Consider the following 19,307-nt stretch of genomic DNA (forward strand, 5'->3'; position numbering starts at 1 on the left):
AGCCAAGCATGAGCATATGATTAAAAGCGCTCATGCTTGCAAGTATTCTCAGCAATGCTTTAGCTGAATTGAACGGATCATAATGAATTAATGGCTAATAATAGAATCAGTCCACCCACTAAAAGGATTTTCAAACTCTTGCCATTTTTCTGCGCCTAACGCCATTTCATCATCGTTTAATAAACAATTATCAAATTGACGAATAAGTTCAGATTGATCCATCTGCATCCCAATCAACACGATTTCTTGTCGTGCATCACCTGTTTGAGCATCCCAGCTTTGTTGAATTGCATCTCGACTTTGTTGATCCGTTGGCCAATGTTCGTCTGGCACTGCTGCCCACCAATATCCAGCAACACCATGGCGTGCCATCGCCCCTGCTTGAGACCAAGATCCAGCAAACTCGGGATTTGAGGCTAACCAAAAAAAGCCTTTGGAACGGATTACGCCTTTCCATTCGGAGTTGATAAAATCAAAAAACCGTTGTGGGTGAAAAGGTCTGCGCGCTCGATAAACAAAATTATTGATTCCATATTGCTCTGTTTCAGGCGTATGCTCACCTCTTAATTCCTTTAACCAACCCGGAGCTTGTGCCGCTTCGTTAAAATCAAATAGCTGGGTATTTAACACCCGATCAAGATTCACCTTGCCAAACGCAGAAACTTCAATTTTTGCTCTTGGGTTTAAAGACTGCAAAATTCCAAATAATTTTTCCAGCTCGTCTTGATCAATCAAATCTGTTTTATTCAATACAATCACGTCACAAAACTCAATTTGATCAATCAGTAGATCAACAACATTTCGCTCATCTTGTTCACCTAATGATTCACCGCGCGCTTGTAAGCTATCCAGCGAACTATAATCTTTTAAAAAGTTATAAGCATCGACCACAGTCACCATTGTATCTAAGCGGGCAAACTCATTGAGAGAAATCCCATTTTCATCTTCAAAGGTAAACGTCTCTGCAACAGGGAGTGGTTCAGAGATCCCTGTAGATTCAATCACCAATTGATCAAAGCGCTGATCCTGTGCTAAACGACGTACTTCAACCAGTAGGTCTTCTCTTAAAGTACAACAAATACAACCATTACTCATTTCAACTAACTTTTCATCCGTTCTTGAAAGCTCAGCACCGCCCTCTCGAACTAAAGCGGCATCAATATTGACCTCCGACATATCATTCACAATCACTGCAATTTTTCGGTCTTCACGATTGTTTAAGATATGATTGAGTAAGGTGGTCTTTCCAGCCCCTAAGAATCCAGAAAGCACGGTGACGGGAAGTTTTTGCGGAGTGGCTAAAAGAGTATTCATTGGCATTCTCACTTTATATTTTTGTGTTTTCATATCTAGATCGACATGAAAATACTGACTGAATAACTCCAAACAGATCGCTTTAGAGTTAAATTTTAGCTGTGCTTGCACATACATTTTCAACACTGCAATTTGATGATTCGGTTTTAATCATTCGGTGATGATTACAGCGTTTTTCCAGATCCTATAAATCTAAGCTGAGGATTGAAAAACATCAGGATTAAGATTATTTAATAGCGGATAAACATGTGTCGCTTGAATTTCTCGTATTAAAAGTTGTCTGATGTCACGGATGAAATTTGACTTCATGGCGATTCACTCACTTTTTTATTTTTGCCAATTAAAGCGTTATTGATACATGGTGATGAGCTATAGCGATGGTCTGCACCCCAAGTACGAAAACCTGCACTATCAATATGAATCTGTCCTGATGCATAGACGCCTAAGCCCATGTGAAGTTCCTCACCAGAATCCAGCCAAAATTGACATAATTTTGCTTTGCGCTCTTGAATCATCAGCTGTTGGTTTAAGTCCGGATTTTCATCACCGATACGAAAATCTAATGCGGCATTAAAAATATGTTTGGAGGAAGCAGCGCCTTTTGCACACTGATTAAGCTTGAAATTTCGATAGACAGAAGTCACGCTAAACTGGGTTAAAATTTTTTCATCCACAAGACGATTTAAAATTTTTAATGTTGGCACAATATTGCCCCACAGCTCTTGTGGCGGAACTTCAAATTCAGATGCATCACATTGTTGCCAATCTCTGGCTGTTTGTAAAAATTCAAAAATAGGAACATAAGCAGAAATACCTTGTTGCTTTAAAAAGCGCTGATAAGCCTGAACACTTTCAGCATTTGTCGGCTCACTGAGCCATTTTAAATAAGCAGGCGGCAGATTTTTCTCTTGTTTTAAAATACCTTGCTGCTGAGGAAAGTCTGCTTTTAATGGCACTTGTGGTGACGTTTGCTGAACTGTACGCATAGCATGCATTGTATTTGAGTTATTTTGACTACATGCAGAAAGGCAGAGTATGAATCCGATCAAATATTTTTTGTTCATCTCAATTTGCAATGATCTCATAGCGTAAATTTAACTCAGATGAGTAGTGTTGATTAATATTGTTATGTTATAACATAACAATATCTATTTCAACTTAAGCTATTCCCCCTATGAATCTTGTTCTTCCAGATGTTTCTGCTGAATCCTCACTCACAAGAAGCTATCACTACCCGCTCGATTGGGTCGGTATGGAAAAAATCGCGCTTCCGCTTTATCTAGAAAATAGTCTTTGTCAAAGCCAAGTGAATGCTTATGTCAGTTTGGATGATGTGTTTGCCAAAGGTATTCATATGTCGCGCTTGTATACGCGACTTTTGAAATTGAGCACGATCAAAAATCTAGCTCTACTTGATATTAAAGATGCTTTATTGGATTTCTTAGCCAGCCATAAAGATTTATCAGCACATGCCAAAATCGAAATTCATAGTGAGCTTTATATCGAGCGCCCTGCCTTAGTCAGCCAATTGTCTGGCTGGAAAAGCTATCCTTTTGTGTTGTCCTGTCAGCTTTTAAAAGATGATTTTTATGCTGAATTAAAAATCGAAATTCCCTATTCATCTACTTGTCCTTGTTCTGCAGCACTTGCCAGAAATATCATCCAACAAAGATTTTCAACCGCATTGGAAAATCATGAAATTCAGTTAGACCCGCAAGAAATCCTCAGTTGGCTAAATAGCACAGATGCAATTGCAGCAACGCCTCACAGCCAAAGAAGTTTTGCTCAGTTAAATTTCAAATTAGATCAGAACATTCAGTATATTCCACTGATTTTATTTATTAATCAGGCTGAGCAAGCCTTGATGACACCCGTACAAACGGCGGTAAAACGTATTGATGAACAAGCCTTTGCTATTGCAAATGGTCAAAACCTGATGTTTTGTGAAGATGCCTTAAGACGCTTGTATACCACATTTATCCATCATCCCAGTATTCTAGGCTTTAACTTTAAGGTGATTCATGCGGAAAGTTTACATGCCCATGATGCAGTTGCTCAGGGTGCCTGGCAATGGTAATGCCTTATCTTCCCTCCCTCATTGTTTAACTTATTTAAAATGGTCTAGTCATGCTTAGAAAAAACCCATCTGGTGATCTCCCTGTTATAAATCAATCAGCCTATGTTGACCAAACCGCAATTATTTGTGGAAAAGTCATTATCCATGCCAATGTCTTTATTGGTCCTTATGCAGTGATCAGAGCAGATGAAACCAATGACGCAGGTGATATGGAACCCATCATTATTGGTGCAAATTCCAATATTCAAGATGGTGTCGTGATTCACTCCAAAGCCGGGGCAGCAGTGAGCATTGGTGAAAATTCTTCAATCGCACATCGCTCTATTATTCATGGTCCCTGTGAAATTGGACATCATGTTTTTGTTGGCTTTAACAGTGTGTTATTTAACTGCAAAGTGGGTCACCACAGCGCGATTCGTCACAATGCCGTGGTTGATGGTCGTGATTTACCCGATCATTTTTATGTACCTGCAATGAGTTATATCAACCCTAAAACTGATTTAAAGCAATTTCCACCCATTGATATTTCAATCAGTGAGTTTTCAGAAAGCGTTGTCAGCACCAATATCAAACTGGTTCAAGGCTATAAGGCATTGCACAATGAGTTTTAAAAATTCGCCCAATCTTATTATTCGTAATGCCAATATTGTCAATGAAGGCAAGCAGTATTATTCCGATGTACTGATTCGACATGGACGGATTGAAAAGATTCATCCTAATATTACAGGGGCTTATCCTGCGAAAAATATAGAGGCTGAAGGTTCGTGGCTAATTCCCGGCATGATTGATGACCAAGTTCATTTTAGAGATCCCGGCGCAGCGCATAAAGGCAATATTGCTTCGGAATCAACGGCAGCAACGATTGGTGGAATTACTAGCTACATGGATATGCCAAACACCAATCCAGCCACCTTAACTCTAGACGCTTTGACCCAGAAAAAGCAGATTGCAAAACAACATAGTCGGGCCAATTATGCTTTCCATTTTGGAGTCAGTGCGCATAATTTAGATATTATTGAACAACTTGATCCTAAATCAATCAGTGGTGTTAAAGTTTTTATGGGTGCTTCTACGGGTGATATGCTCGTCGATGACCCTAAAGTTTTGGAACGTTTATTTGCAAATGTTCCAACAGTTTTATTGACCCATTGCGAGTTTACCCCTGCCATTAAAGCGGAAGAAAATTTCTATTTTCAAAAATATGGGGAAAATATTCCAGCTGAAATTCATGCTCAGATTAGAAATAAACATGTTTGCTTTGAAAGCTCAAAATTAGCGGTATCTTTGGCCGAGAAATATGCCACACAGTTGCATGTTTTACATATCACCACCGCGAAAGAACTGTGTTTGTTTAAAAATCTGCCTTTAAATCGAAAACATATCACAGCAGAAGTGTGTATCCATCATCTCAGTTTTGATGATGCCGATTATGCTACTTTGGGTCACTTAATTAAATGTAATCCCGCCATTAAAACCCAGCAAGATAAAGATGCTTTGATTAATGCCCTTGCCAACAGTAATCGGTTGGATATTATTGGTACTGACCACGCACCACATACTTGGGATGAAAAACATCAATCATATTTTTATGCCCCTTCTGGCCTACCTTTAGTACAACATGCGTTGCCTGCACTGATGGAGCTAGTTGCAGCAGGTAACCTGAGTATTGAAACACTGGTTCAAAAAACTGCTCATCAAGTGGCAGACTTATTTAGGATCAAAGACCGTGGTTATATTCGAGAAGGTTACTGGGCTGATTTAGTGATTCTTAAAGAAAATCAACAGCACATTGCAGTGAAAGATCAAAAAAACTATATGAAATGCAATTGGACACCATTTATACATAAAACACTTGCTTATGAAGTCAGCACTACAATTGTTTCTGGACAACTTGCTTGGCATCAACAACAACTGTTTTTGAATTGTCAGGGACAGCAACTAGAAATTGACCGTTAAATTAGCAAATAAAAATTACTGACGTGGTTTTTATCTAAGTTAAGGATGCCCAATTGTCTGGACTTATTAAGTGTTTAAGTTGCTTGATTTTCTAAAGCATCGATGATGGCTAAAGCCGTACGACGTGCAGAAAATGGATTTTGTCCTGTGATTAAGTTTTTATCTCTTACCACATAAGGTGCGAAGGGAATAACTCTCTTATCATAATTTGCACCATGTTCTTTGGCCAAATTTTCTGCATTATAAGGAACAATTTTTGCAACTCCTGCAACGACTTCCTCAAGCCATGCAAAACCCGTCAACTTCTTACCATCAATCAGATATTGACCATTTGAAAGTCGTACATTGAGCAGCCCACAATAGCCATGGCATACACTGGAAACAATAGCGCCTTTTTCATAAATATTTTTAGTGATTTCTTGTAGCTCAGGATTGTCTAAGAAGTCCCACATCACCCCATGACCACCAGTATAGTAAATCACATCATAATCTTGCCAATTGATCTCTGAAGGCTTTTTGGTATTCTCAAGAAGCCGCATAAATCCTGGATCATTTTTCCGTTTTAATACCGATTCATCGGTAACAAAACGTTCTAACGATTTTGGCTCAATAGGAGAGTTTCCACCTAAAGGACTAACAATATCTTGAATATAATTGTACTTTTCGAACTCATCATAAGCATGGGTTAATTCACCTAACCATAATCCTGTAGGTCGCTTTATCTGATTATATTCAGCGATGTTCGTCACAATGTGTAATATACGTTTCGACATGATTAGCCTCAGCTTTTAAGTTATTTCTGATCTTTCTTTTAGCTTACTATAAGCCTAAAGTTAACTTTAATGTCAAGTGGAAATCAGTAAAATGAATCTTAGCGAGTTATCCAAACAGAGTGATTTGAGTACCCCAACGGTTCGTTATTATGAACAAATCAAAATATTTCCTAAAGCAAAACGTAAATCTAATGCTTAATATAAATATAGCGACAATGACCTAAAACAATTATTTCTAATTTAGCAAACTCAACAAGTTGAATTTTCATTGACTAAAATCAAAGCTTACCTGCCTTCAAATGTAGGCAAATGGAATCAGGATATTCTAATTGGATTACTCGAAAGTAAAATCAAAGACATTGAAGATCTAGAACAAAAGTTGTTGATCAATAAGCAAAACCTAGGCAGCATGATCACTGCAATCAATAGTAAGCCTGACGAAATCGCCTGTGAAGAAAACGCCAACCGTTTACTGAATCTCTATTATGCCAATGATAAATGTTAAAAATTTCCATGTTATCGGAAAGTCATAAAAGCGATTGAGCTTAAATCTCACTTTAAGCTCAGGATTGTGCATAGGTCATTGATATGTGATCTATGATTTTCAAATATTGAAGTCTGCAAAACTGTTTGATCAGTATTCTCATCATTACTTTTAATGAGTGATCATACCTAAACATCTGGTAAATCCTCTTCGAGCCACAGCTGTAGTACAGTCTGTCAGATCAAATCCAATATCTAAACAAAGCACTGTACTTAAGCTGAAGGTGAATACTGATGCATACGTTTTTTATACTGACGTGTGCGGCATGTCGTTTCTGTTTGTTGTAATATCAAGGCCCATAAAGGTGAAACTTTAGGATTCGGTGTTTTCCCATGGCTGAGTTTCCGTAACTGGAATTTAACTGTTGCCATATTGGCAAGTGAAGCTAATGTTTTATTTTCCCAGCGAATCGGTTTCAATTCAGGTGCGATATTCTGACCTTGTCTCCATTTGTTGGGTAAGTTAGGTTCGATTGCCAAGCCTGTTGCAATTCCTACCATATCGATCCCACTGTCAAGGACTTGTTCTGCAACGGGTTTACGGCGAATACCACCAGTCACCATAATCGGCATATGGGCAACCTTGCCAATCTCTTGAGCAAATTCTAAGAAATAAGCTTCACGTGCCAAAGTCCGTCCATCTCTGGCTTGGCCTTGCATAGCAGGTGCTTCATAACTCCCCCCTGACAATTCAACCAAATCAACCGACAGATCATTTAACATTTTAACTACTTGCTGAGCATCTTCAGCACTAAAACCACCACGTTGGAAATCTGCAGAATTCAGTTTAACAGCAACTGTAAATGTTGATGACACCACCGCACGTACTGCTTTGACGATCTCAATCAAAATACGCGCACGATTTTCCAATGAACCGCCCCATTGATCTTGACGTTGGTTGCTTAAAGGCGAAAGGAACTGACTGAGTAGATAGCCATGAGCTGCATGAATTTCTACACCGGTAAATCCCGCTTTTTCACCCAAATATGCGGTATGGGCAAAACGTTGAATCACTTCGTCAATCATGGCCTGAGTCATTTCAATTGGAGTATTAAAACGATCTGACATTTTACCTAAATCTAAAGCCACAGCAGAAGGTGCCCACGTTGACTGACCTAAATTTGACTGCATTTGGCGACCTGGATGGTTGATCTGCAACCATGCTTGCGCGCCTTGAGAACGTGCGATTTGAGCCCAACGTTTGAAGTGCGCTAAATGCTGTTCATCTTCCAAGACCACCCCACCCGGTCCTGTCATCGCACGACGATCCACCATCACATTACCGGTAATGATTAAACCGACCCCACCATCTGCCCATGCCTGATACAAACGCATAAGCTCTTCTGATGGTGCATGATTGAGATCTGCCATATTCTCTTCCATCGCAGCTTTTGCAATACGATTTGGAATCTGAGTACCATTAGGTAAAACTAATTTTTCAAAGACGTTCATTTTTATAGCCTCATAGAGTATGGACTTACTTTAAGATTAAAGCTCACTTTAATGTCAATCCTTTTTTTGCATTTAATTTTTATTATTTTAAGAACTAATTTTATTTAAAGACTTACATCAGAATAAAATGGTTCAATGCTTTAATAGCAAAAAAATAGAGGCCGCAAAGCCCCTATTAATATTCTGTTTTTAAATCAAACGACAACTGTTCACTCGCGAATAAACGCCAACAAATCTGGATTAATCACATCTGCATTAATGGTTAACATACCATGTGAATATCCTTTATAGGTTTTTAATCGGCCATTTTGAACCAGTTTGGCAGAAAGTACCCCTGAGTTTTCATAACGTACAATTTGATCATCATCTCCATGCATGACTAAAACAGGCACTGAGATTTTTTTCAAATCTTCGGTAAAGTCAGTCTGTGAAAATGCAACAATTCCATCATAATGCGCTTTTGCTCCACCCATCATGCCCTGACGCCACCAATTCAATACGATGGGTTCCGAAGGTTGAGCATCTGGTCGGTTAAAGCCATAGAATGGCCCCGCTGGTAGATCATGATAAAACTGAGCACGATTTTTAAAGAGCTGATTCTGTAAGTCATCAAAGACTTCTTTGGCTAAGCCTTGCGGATTTTTTTCCGTTTTCACCATAATTGGAGGTACAGCACTGACCAATACGGCCTTTGATACATTTTCCTCACCATGACGTGCGATGTAGTGAGCAACCTCACCACCACCAGTAGAATGTCCAATATGCACTGCATTTTTAATACCCAAGTGTCTGACCACTTCTGCAACATCATCGGCATAGTGGTCCATATCATGACCATCCCATACTTGACTTGAACGTCCATGTCCGCGACGATCATGTGCAACTACACGAAAACCTTCATTTAAAAAAAACAATAACTGAGAATCCCAGTCGTCTGAGCTTAATGGCCATCCATGATGAAAAAATAATACTGGGGCATCTTTCGGTCCCCAATCTTTATAAAAAATATCAACACCATCTTTTGTCGTAACATATGCCATGTTAATTTCTCCTGTGTATGATTTACACTTTGAATAACTTATTGCTGTTCTCATTAATGTCAATAAATTACAATGTTTGATACGATTCGTATGGACCGTCATTCTATACTAGGATTAAAGTTAACTTTAAGGTCAATGCTTTTGGTGATTTTCTGATAGCAGAAATGTAAATCTATAAAAAATAAAAACACGCAAATATCAGTATTTATCATTGAAAGAAAACAGCTTTATTTTTTATTCAAGATTGTTGAGGCTTTATGTCGTTACATAATTTAAACCATTACAAATTTTCTGTTCAAAGTTTCAACGACAACCCACAGTATTTTTTATCGGTATAAAAATGAATATAAAAAAGCCAAGACTGGCTTAAAAATCTTGGCTTTAACATCTTGCAATGGAAGTTAGGCGATACGATATTTTGCCTCTTCAGAAATACGCTGTAATGCCTGACGCTGTTTTTTGAAATAAGGTAAAACATGTTCGCCAAGGCGATAAGCTTCTTCTAAATGTGGATAGCCCGCCAAGAAAAACAGATCAATCCCAATACTATTATATTCTTGAATCCGCTCGATAATCTGCGAATAACTTCCCACTAAAGCAACACCGGGTGGAATGCCAATATAGCCAAAGCCTGACCAAACATTGGGATGGATAAAGAAATCATCAACGTTTTTACTGCCTGCTTTTTCACTGTATTCTTTTTCAAAACTCAATACACGCGCCGATCTCAAACCTGCATGTGCAGCAGACGCATGTAAGCGTTGTTTTTCAGCAGCTTCATCCAAATAGCGTTGTGCCTCTGCCAAAGCTTCTTGTTCGCTACGGCGTGCAATCGTATCAATGGATAAGCCAAATTTAATATTATCTCGCCCATATCTTGCGGCACGTTTACGCACATCTGCAATCAATTCGGCAATTTCACTGGGTTTTTCAGCACGCATTAAATAATAATCAGCATGCTTTGCACCAAACTCACGGGCAGCTTCAGATGATCCTGCCGTACAAATGATCGGTAGTTCAGCTTTATTCAAAGGATATTTTAAACCGCCACCTTCTGCAGAATAATATTTGCCCTGGTAATGGAATGATTCGTTATACCAATACCCTTTCACCACATCTAAAAATTCAGTCGCACGGATATAACGGTCATCGTGTGGGGTAACATCTCCAACTTGGCGCTGAATGACCTCAGAGCCGCCATTGATAATATTCCAGACCAAACGATTCCCAGTCGCGCGCTGATACGTTGCTGCACTTTGTACTGCATTATAAGGACTAAAATGATAAGGCTGGAATGCAGTCACAAAGTTTAAGCGTTTGGTTTCTCTTGCCAATAAGGAACACACTGTCCATGGTTCTTCACCTGTAGGTGCATTCACCATCAGCGCACCTGCAAAACCGTTGATTTCAGCCGCTCGAGCCACTTGGCTAAGATAGTCGATATAGGTAAAGTCATCACCAACTTGGTAGTTTGATGTCGCACCAGTATTCTCTACACCCGCCACACGTGACCAATCACCACGATTCCTTGGATCGCCTGCTAAGTACTCTGCTTCACCGTGTAGTGGTAGACGGGTAAAAAATTCAATTCCCATGAGGTTCTCCGTATAACTTAGAATTTAGCAGTAAGAGAAACACCAACTTGGCGTGGGTTTCCATAAGTTAGAACATATTGTCCAGCGGGTCCATTGGGACGACCATGTACTTGATATTCTTCATTCAATAGGTTTTTAACATAGGCATTGATTTGGTATTTATTATTAGCACTATGGTAGCCAACATTGGCATTCCATAAGGTATATGCTTTTTGGCTTAAGATTGGATCTACCGAATAGTCTTGACGGTTTACGAGGAAAAATTCACGATCACGGTAGCTGGCATCTGTACCTACAACAACACGAGCACCGTCATTGAGATTAAAAGTATATTCTCCCCCCAGACCGACGGTGTATTTTGGCGAACGGACTAGACTGTTGCCTGTATTATCTGCATTAACCACATTGGTTACTGGGTTTTTATCGACGAAATCGGTATATTCGCTGTCAAGATAAGCACCAGCAAAACGTAAACGTAGATTTTCTGTCACTGAATAATCTAACTCTAATTCAGCGCCTTTAACTTCAGCTTTTGGTCCATTGGCGAGAACCGAGGTCACACCGCCACCTTGTCCCTCTGTTGCAACCAGTAAATTGGTTTGAATATCTTTATAGTCATAGTAAAAGATATTGGCATTTGCGATTAAATCTCCGTCCAATAACGTAGACTTTAAACCGAGTTCATAACTATTTAAGTATTCAGGATTCACGTCGGCAAGTTGGGTTAAGCTGCTGGATAAACCTGTGTTAAATCCACCTGAGCGGAAACCGCGTGCGAATCTAAAATAAGTATTTAAATTAGGATTAATTTCATATTCTGGGGTGATGTCATAGGTCAACTCATTCCAAGTTTTATTGCGACTTGTTGATCCATTTGCATTTGGAGTTGGGTTATAAACAGCATGGCTGTAACCATCTTTTTTCCACCAGCTGCCTTTTGTATAGTCTCCTGTTGTGATCTGGGTCAGATTGAGATCAATATCTTTTTCTTCACTGGTCCAACGTAAACCACCTGTCACTTTAAATTTATCTGTAAATTTATAGGTACTGTTACCAAAAAATGCAAAACTTTGAGTGGCTTGATTATAGGTTATATCTCTAAATGCTGGCGTAGATGCAGTTTGAGAAGCAGCGCCATTTGGCAATGTTTTATTGATACGTGCACTGACTCCAGTGGAATCTAAATCCTCATTGAAATAATGAAAGCCTGCAATCCAGCTTAAGCGTTTTTCAGCATCAGAAGCGATGCGGAACTCTTGGCTATATTGACGCCATTCATTATCACTATAGCTTCGTGCAACATCATAAGGAGTGTAATCACCATCTGAAATCGACTTTTGTGTGGTTTTATCAAAGGCAGTAATCGAAGTAAAGCTATATCCGCCCCCCAAATCCCCAGTTAAAGTTAATGAAGCACCATCATGCTGAATCTTATTGTTTTCGTCTAAATCTAAATTGGTGTCTCGCCCTTTAGGTCTTTCATAAATACCCCAATATTTACCAACACTTAAGGAACCATTACTGCCTAAACCATTATAAGTTTGGCTGTGTAGATTGACCAAAGCATCCCATTCATCATTGATTTTGCCTAGCACTTGGAAGCGAAAAGATTTTTTATCCACGTTGCCATAATCTTCACCATTGGCAATATTCTTTGCATATCCGTCACGATCTTCAGAGTAAAAAGCCCCACGCACCGCAACATTTTCCGAAATTTTGCCGTTTGCTGCACCTTCAAATGTTCGTAGGTTATGGTCCCCTAAACCAATGGTTGCATATCCATTGGGTTTATGTAAAAAATTAGGCTTTTTAGAAATATAATTGACTGCACCCGCTGTGGTGTTTTTCCCATAGAGCGTGCCTTGTGGACCACGTAAAACTTCTATACGCTCTAAATCAAACAAGTCACCTGCACCTGCAACTGGCGCATTTAAATAAACCCCATCTGCATAAACGCCAACAGGAAATACTGTCGATGCAGCCACATCTCCCGTACCTAGACCACGAATATACCAACGTGGACGACTATCCCCATCTGGGTTTTCAGCTGCAGCATTTGGTGTATAGGTTAAAACATCCCCAATAAAAGTAGAGCCTTTCGCAGCCAAGTCCTTGCCCGAAACAGCAGTAATTGCAGTTGGAACTTTTTGAATATTTTGCGCCCGATATTGTGCAGTGACGATCACATCACTTAATTTTTTGACATCTTTGGCTTTTTCAACCTGTGCTTGTTGTGCTGGTGTAGTCTCGATCTCTTCATTTGCAATAGCCAGTGTTGAAACACTCGCCGTTACGCCCCACATAGCAGTTAAAATACTCTGCCTAATTTTTGTAACCTTAAACATGCTGACTCCATTTAAATAAATCTATTCTTGTTATTGGCAACTTTTGTGCCATTCTATTTATTTAAATATTTTCAAAGTGTTATATAAAAAATCATAAAAAAAATATTTATTTTTGCTGATAGATAGACATTTTTAATTGTCGTATTGTTGTTATTTCAACATTTTGCTGTTTTTTATTTTTAATGATATCTACTAAGAATAAATTTATAAAAAAGCCATACAAAAGTATGGCTAATGCAATCAAAAATAAAAATCTGTTTAATTTAGAATTTATAGCTAAATTGTCCTTGTACCGTCAATGGACGCATTGGCTGTAAAAACTCGCTATTTGCACCAGCTAAACCATTTACGAAATTACGCTCATTGGTCAAATTAAGAATATTTAAGCCTACTGTCCACTGCGGTTGACGATAATAAAGTCCCAAATCTAAATTATAATTATTGGGTACCTTTACGGTCTGACTTAGATTGGTATACCAGTTACTTGTCCACCAGCCCGATAAGTTTAGTCCAAAACCTGACTGGTGCTGATAGTCCACATAAGCACTTGCAGAATATTTAGGAATGCCTGCTGCATCATAACGTCCTGCTTTGCGTTGGTTTAAAGCATTGCTATCGCCCCATACCGTCGCATTGTCTGCATGGAAACCAAAAGGTGAAAAACCAGCCGGAATAATGGAAGAATATTCAGCATTGAGATAGGTTAAGTTTGCCCCGATCGCGATATTTTTTTGTAGCTGCCAACGTAATGATGATTCAAGGCCTTTGATTTCAAAACGCGCCATATTGCCATTGATATCAGGTGATAAATCGCGCTTCTGTTCAAAACCACTGAGCGTTAACAGAAGTTGATCAGTGATCGGCTCGTATTTCACTCCCACTTCTTTTAATTCACTTTGGCTGTCAAAAGCCAAAGGATTTAGCTGATTTCCAGCGCCCCAAATTAAAAATGGACCAAATACACCCGTATTCAATGCTGTACTTTTATCATAAGTAAAATATAGGGTACTTTTTTCAGTAGGTTTAATAAAGGTACTGGCTTGATAGCTGAGCAAACTATATTTATTGGAATCTGAGCGGGCATCTGTAGGGACTAAAACCAGTGGATTCTCTAATTTTGCTTTTATTGAACTGTGGTTAATTCCCAGATTAATCCCAAAACCATCATTAAAGGTAAAATTTTGCTGTGTAAATACGCTGTAAGTGTCCCAAAAGCCTGTTCCTGTATAAACTGCACCACCTCCATTGGGAGGAAAACCGCCTTTTTCAGCATATAAGCCATGACCCACAGGGTACATTCGAGGTAGATTTAAATAGCCAAAATACTGCGAATACTGTGGAACACCAGCCTGCCCAATCCAGCTTCCAGTCGAACCGCCATGATTGACCAACCCCAATAAATCCCCCGGGTTTTTCTGTGATGGATCATTGGTTAAATCATAAGGATTGATATTAAAACTATTGTTTGCTGCGAGAGAGGTAAATTTCTCATGCCGATAAGCGCCACCTGTACTGCTTTTATTGTTGATTTTGACACCCAATAGCTCAAAGTCATGATCGCCTAAAAACTCTAAGCGGTTATCCAATAATTCATGGTCCAAATCGGTAAAGAAACTCCCAACAGAATCACCCAAATCACGACTCTTTTGATATAGCGTACTATTGGCCACAGACCAATTTTCATTGATATCTTTGACCAGTTTAAATTGTGTGCTAAAGCGCTTTGCACTGTTTTTATCTTCGCTCCGACCAGAAACATCATCATCTAATTTGACTAAGCCATTGCCTGCGATTGATGGATCATAGACCCAGCCTCGAATTGTACCCGCTTGATCAGCAGTGGAACTTGGCAAAGGAGAAGTCTGTACTGGACCTACAGCAATATATTGATTTTTGTCATTCTTCTGCCGAGTTTGCCAACCAATCACTTTAGAGTGAGCTGCACCAGACTCAAAGACTGGAGACCAAAAGTTTGAACCGTTTTGAATAATCGGGGTCGCTCTGCCTTTATAGTAAAGCCCTTGATCAACGGATTGTTGTGTCGCTCTGTTCCAACCATGCGTCACATTAAAATCTGAATAATCGTCATAACTGATATTCCAGTCAACCCGTAGACTGTCATCTGGACGCCAAGCCAAAGCACCATAAAATGCATTAAAATTATTTTTTACATTGTCATAATAGTCATCTGTTCGTTGTGCTGTTGCACTGACTCGAAATGCCAATTCTTTAGAAATAGGTGCAGTATGATCAATACTGACTGAGAAATTAGGCTCAGCACCTTGCCCTGCATAAATTGAACCCACTGATCCCGAAATCGTGGTTTCTGCTTTATTAAAATTCGGTTTTTTGGTGAGATAATTAATATATCCCCCTGAACCTGACGTCGGTGCAAAAATTACCCCTGTTGGTCCTGCAACAATATCAGCAGCTTCATAGGCATTTAAATTGGTCGGATGTCGGGTACTGTATATTCGTTGGCTATCTTGAAAAACTTCGGAGTTTTGCCCTCGTATCTGTGGCGCGAAATTGGCATTTTGCCCACCTCCTCTGGTGATACTTGGAGCATACTTAACCAAATCATCTGCACTACGAATAACATCTTCACGAAACTGTTGTTCTGATACTTGTGAAACGACACGTGGGGTATCTAATACAGAACTATCCGTCCCATAAATCGAAGTGACTTTACGCTTGGGGAGAATGGTGGTTTTTTTATTTGCTCCTGTCACCACAACATCAGCTAAGGTAATTACATCACCATCAGAATCCTTGGCTTGCTCTGAGGTTTCTTCAGCAAAAATAGCACATGGAAAAATTGCCCCAAATAGCCCTAGCGCAATCACCAGTGGCTTTAATTGAAAGTTCTGTTTCATATCACACTCAGTAAAATAAATTTACACTGCGTTACGCAAAGCCTATGCCAATCTTTAAATAGGCAAAACTCAAATATAAAACATTGATTTTTATTACTTTTAAATAATCTTCATTGATATACAACTTTTATGCATGTTTATTTTTTCAACAGAAATGCTGAAAAAGCAACAGTGACAAAAAACACAACGCTTATAATTAATTGATAAATATTAGAAAAATATAAAAAAGAATTGGCATTCATTGTGCAATCTCCTCTGGATAAGTTCTAACTGAGTATTTTTAATGACACATGAAACCTTGTTACTCTCACGTCGAAAATTTTTAACCCAAAGTCTAACTGCACTAGGTGGCGTTTCTTTAATCAGTGGTTTATCTGCTTGTGGACAATCTCCACAACCTAGCGCTAACTCCCAAAGTTCACTTTCCAGTACCCCTAAGCATGGTGGAACAATTCGATTAGGGCTGATTGGGGGACAACAATCAGGTAGCCTTGACCCTCACCTTTCAGCTTCAGGAAGTGGGATTACCCGTGGATTTGCGATTTATAATAAGCTCTGGGAATGGGACGAAAACATGCTTCCTCGTCTTGCTTTGGCTGAATTTGCAGAACCTAATCATAATGCCAGCGAATGGACCATACGACTGCGTAAAGGTTTAGAGTTTCATCATGGTAAAACCGTCAGCGCAGATGATGTCATTTTTTCATTGCAACGATTAACAGATCCAAAGCTTGCCTCACCTTTTCGGAATCTTGTGCAATGGATTGATCGTGATCGTATCCAAAAATTAGATCAATATACAGTACGCATTCCTTTTATTAGTTCAATTGCTGGCTTTGTGGCGCTGCCTGAAACTTGGGTCAATTTTGGCGGTATTGTCCCCACTGATTTTGATCCCATTCATAACCCTGTGGGCGCAGGTCCTTATAAAGTCAAAGAATTTATCCCCGGTCAACGTTCAGTCTTTACTCGGTTTGAAAACTATTTTAAAGCAGATCGGCCTTATGCAGATCGTTTTGAAGTAATTGACTTTAAAGATCAAGTTTCTCGACTAAATGCATTATTGGCAGGACAAATTGATCTTGCAAATGCGATTTCACCTGAATACATTAAAATTTTAGAGCAAGCAAAACATATTCAAACGGTTCGTTCTCAAACCAATACCCACAATAGTTTTGACTTTAATACTCAACAGGCACCATTTAATGATCCCAAAGTCCGCCAAGCATTTCGTTTAATCGCCGATCGTCAAGAGCTGATACAACGGGGTTTAAACGGTCAGGGACGCATCGCCAATGATCTATATTCTCCACAGGATCCAGCATTTCTAAATTTGCCACAACGTCAACAAGACATTACAGAAGCCAAGAACTTATTGGCTCAAGCGGGCTTTAAAGATGGCTTAAGCGTTGAACTGATTACCCCCGTTGGCAACGCCCAACCTGCCCTGATATTTGCAGAACAAGCAAAGAAAGCCAATGTCAGTATTCGGGTCAAACAAGTTGATTTAGCCACATTTAATGGACCTGATCGAAGTAAATGGCAATTCTCCAGTAATGCAACCAACGTGGGTACACCGTATTTATCCACTGCTGTAGTGAATGATGCGCCAATTTCAACAACCAATCGTGTCAACTTTAAAGACCCAGAATATAGTGAGCTGTTTTATAAAGCACTGGCTGAACCCGATTTAGCCAAGCGTAAAGTGTATTTGGCTCAGGCACAAAAAATTCAACATGAACGCGGTGGAATGCTGATTTGGGGTTTTAGCCATAGCATAGATGCTGCATCGAAACAGATCGGAGGATTAGCGGCAGAACACACTATTTTCCCAACGTGGCGTTTTGAGAAATTATGGAACAATCAAGCCTAAAATAAAATTTGCAGAGCCTTAACACCAGCAAGCATCTGCTGTAGTCAGCGATCTTCTGACTTTTCAAGGACGAAAAGTCAATCCAGTATGGGGCTCTGATGGTACATCCCGTCTATTGCTGCCCAACACAACGACCTTTATGTTGCTGATCAAAATCGTAATTAACACATTCATTTTAGACACATTCAGTGTATATAAATCATGCTTATACAAAGCAATAAAATTTGAACGCTGTTTTTATTTTAACTACTCATATTTTTAGGCAATAAAAAAGCTGCCGTAGCAGCTATTTCATTCAGCATCCAAAGACTACTTGGGTACGGTAATTACAGATAATTTTTCTACCCCTACTCGCTCAATACTGGCAAGTAATTTTGCAACTGTTCCATAAGGAATGGTCTCATCGGCATTTAAATTCAAAGCCAATTTAGGGTTACTGTTTTTACGTGACTGAATCTCTTTTTCAAAACTTGCCAAAGTTACTTTATCCTTTTCAAGGAAGATTTCTCCTTGCGGATTAACACTAATGACAACCGCTTTATTCTGATCCGTTGACTGCGTCGGTGCAGCCTTGGGTAAATTTACTTTCACGGTATTGGTTAACAGGGGTGCTGTAACGATAAACACGATGAGTAAAACCAGCATCACATCAACCAATGGCGTAATGTTAATTTCACTCACCACATCATCTTCTTGGGAGGTTGAAACGGCCATTATGCAAACACTCCTTTTTCTTTGACTTCTTTACTGGATGCATCATGATTGACTACAGTATTTCCAGTGGTATTTTTTGGCTTAGCGACAGGTAATTGAAAACCCGCTTTTTGATTTAAACTGACAAAATCAGTAGCAAAATCATCGAGGTCTGCACCGATGGTTTTAACTTTACGTATGAAATAGTTGTAAGCCAACACAGCGGGTACCGCCACAGCAATACCAATACCTGTAGCAATCAAGGCCTCACCAATTGGCCCTGCAACCACATCCATACTTGCATTACCTGAATGTGCAATGGCCTGTAAAGCATGAATAATCCCAAACACGGTTCCAAATAGTCCAATGAACGGTGCGTTATTACCAATCGAAGCCAATAATGCAGAACCTTTTTCCAATTGACGACGTTCAGTTAAAATTTGCTTGCGTAAATGACGCTCTAATAAATCCTGACGACTCCAACTGTTTTGCAAATCTTGATGAGTCTTTTCATCTGCCTCAATCAAGGTTTGAAAACCTGCATTTGCAACACGGGCTGTAGGGCCTTCACCTTGTTGTGATTGAGTCACTGCCTCAGGCAAATTTTTGGCTTTCCAAAAGGCTTCGACAAAAACCTTACTTTGCTTGCTGGCTTTCTGTGTCTGTACCACTTTAACCACGATCAACACCCATGTGACGATGGAGAAAGCAACCAATAACCAGATTGTGCCGTCATGGATTAATGAATTTATGTCTGTCATGTAGATATC

General features: G+C 39.4%; 14 protein-coding genes and 1 pseudogene. 5 read left to right on the forward strand and 10 right to left on the reverse strand.

Annotated elements, in window-relative coordinates; translation table 11 throughout:
- Positions 1-87: 87 nt before the first annotated feature.
- Positions 88-1,314: a zinc metallochaperone GTPase ZigA gene (gene zigA, locus ACG9ZL_RS08940; RefSeq protein ID WP_336952135.1), complete on the reverse strand. Its 1,227-nt coding sequence runs from the start codon at positions 1,312-1,314 to the stop codon at positions 88-90.
- A 305-nt stretch (positions 1,315-1,619) separates the two neighbouring features.
- Positions 1,620-2,378 (reverse strand): D-Ala-D-Ala carboxypeptidase family metallohydrolase, encoded by a 759-nt coding sequence (locus ACG9ZL_RS08945; RefSeq protein ID WP_336951876.1) that lies wholly within the window; start codon positions 2,376-2,378, stop codon positions 1,620-1,622.
- Between the two features lie 110 nt (positions 2,379-2,488).
- Between ACG9ZL_RS08945 and folE2 the strand changes: the two genes are divergently transcribed.
- From folE2 to ACG9ZL_RS08960, 3 genes are read left to right on the forward strand one after another with little or no spacing between them, the layout of a single operon-like run.
- Positions 2,489-3,391, forward strand: a complete 903-nt coding sequence (gene folE2, locus ACG9ZL_RS08950; protein ID WP_419359763.1) for a GTP cyclohydrolase FolE2 — start codon at positions 2,489-2,491, stop codon at positions 3,389-3,391.
- A 50-nt stretch (positions 3,392-3,441) separates the two neighbouring features.
- Positions 3,442-4,002: a gamma carbonic anhydrase family protein gene (locus tag ACG9ZL_RS08955; protein ID WP_336951878.1), complete on the forward strand. Its 561-nt coding sequence runs from the start codon at positions 3,442-3,444 to the stop codon at positions 4,000-4,002.
- Entirely contained in the window at positions 3,992-5,347 is a 1,356-nt protein-coding gene (locus ACG9ZL_RS08960) for a dihydroorotase (RefSeq protein WP_419327126.1), read from the forward strand. The genes ACG9ZL_RS08955 and ACG9ZL_RS08960 overlap by 11 nt, the downstream gene beginning before the upstream one ends.
- A 74-nt stretch (positions 5,348-5,421) precedes the next feature.
- Here ACG9ZL_RS08960 and ACG9ZL_RS08965 read toward each other — a convergent pair whose 3' ends face one another.
- The gene (locus ACG9ZL_RS08965; RefSeq protein WP_336951880.1) at positions 5,422-6,120 is read right to left on the reverse strand and encodes a type 1 glutamine amidotransferase domain-containing protein; all 699 of its coding nucleotides are present in this window, start codon (positions 6,118-6,120) and stop codon (positions 5,422-5,424) included.
- A gap of 91 nt (positions 6,121-6,211) precedes the next feature.
- Here ACG9ZL_RS08965 and ACG9ZL_RS08970 point away from each other — a divergent pair.
- Positions 6,212-6,625 (forward strand): annotated as a pseudogene (locus tag ACG9ZL_RS08970) (MerR family transcriptional regulator).
- Positions 6,626-6,876: 251 nt separating this feature from the next.
- On the opposite strand, the gene ACG9ZL_RS08975 reads toward ACG9ZL_RS08970, so the two are convergent.
- The 5 genes from ACG9ZL_RS08975 to ACG9ZL_RS08995 all read right to left on the reverse strand — a co-directional run bounded on the left by ACG9ZL_RS08975 (position 6,877) and on the right by ACG9ZL_RS08995 (position 15,971).
- Entirely contained in the window at positions 6,877-8,115 is a 1,239-nt protein-coding gene (locus ACG9ZL_RS08975) for an NADH:flavin oxidoreductase/NADH oxidase family protein (RefSeq protein ID WP_419327125.1), read from the reverse strand.
- Positions 8,116-8,324: 209 nt separating this feature from the next.
- A complete protein-coding gene (locus ACG9ZL_RS08980; RefSeq protein WP_419359764.1) occupies positions 8,325-9,155 on the reverse strand; it encodes an alpha/beta fold hydrolase in 831 nt (276 codons plus the stop codon).
- 401 nt (positions 9,156-9,556) lie between these two features.
- Complete coding sequence (locus ACG9ZL_RS08985) at positions 9,557-10,750, reverse strand: LLM class flavin-dependent oxidoreductase (protein ID WP_151956364.1); 1,194 nt, start codon at positions 10,748-10,750, stop codon at positions 9,557-9,559.
- A gap of 17 nt (positions 10,751-10,767) precedes the next feature.
- Positions 10,768-13,095, reverse strand: a complete 2,328-nt coding sequence (locus ACG9ZL_RS08990) for a TonB-dependent receptor (protein ID WP_419359765.1) — start codon at positions 13,093-13,095, stop codon at positions 10,768-10,770.
- 263 nt (positions 13,096-13,358) lie between these two features.
- On the reverse strand, positions 13,359-15,971 hold the full coding sequence (locus tag ACG9ZL_RS08995; protein ID WP_419359766.1) for a TonB-dependent receptor: 2,613 nt from the start codon (positions 15,969-15,971) through the stop codon (positions 13,359-13,361).
- 283 nt (positions 15,972-16,254) lie between these two features.
- Between ACG9ZL_RS08995 and ACG9ZL_RS09000 the strand changes: the two genes are divergently transcribed.
- Positions 16,255-17,844, forward strand: coding sequence for an ABC transporter substrate-binding protein (locus ACG9ZL_RS09000; RefSeq protein WP_419359767.1), 1,590 nt, complete (start codon positions 16,255-16,257; stop codon positions 17,842-17,844).
- A 309-nt stretch (positions 17,845-18,153) separates the two neighbouring features.
- On the opposite strand, the gene ACG9ZL_RS09005 is transcribed toward ACG9ZL_RS09000, so the two are convergent.
- Together ACG9ZL_RS09005 and ACG9ZL_RS09010 are read right to left on the reverse strand one after the other, a co-directional pair.
- The gene (locus tag ACG9ZL_RS09005; RefSeq protein WP_419359768.1) at positions 18,154-18,558 is read right to left on the reverse strand and encodes an ExbD/TolR family protein; all 405 of its coding nucleotides are present in this window, start codon (positions 18,556-18,558) and stop codon (positions 18,154-18,156) included.
- Complete coding sequence (locus ACG9ZL_RS09010; RefSeq protein ID WP_096734860.1) at positions 18,558-19,298, reverse strand: MotA/TolQ/ExbB proton channel family protein; 741 nt, start codon at positions 19,296-19,298, stop codon at positions 18,558-18,560. Before ACG9ZL_RS09010 ends, ACG9ZL_RS09005 begins: the two co-directional genes overlap by 1 nt.
- Between the last annotated feature and the right edge of the window lie 9 nt (positions 19,299-19,307).

The sequence above is a fragment of the Acinetobacter legionensis genome, assembly GCF_048551735.1.
Taxonomy (GTDB): Bacteria; Pseudomonadota; Gammaproteobacteria; order Pseudomonadales; family Moraxellaceae; genus Acinetobacter.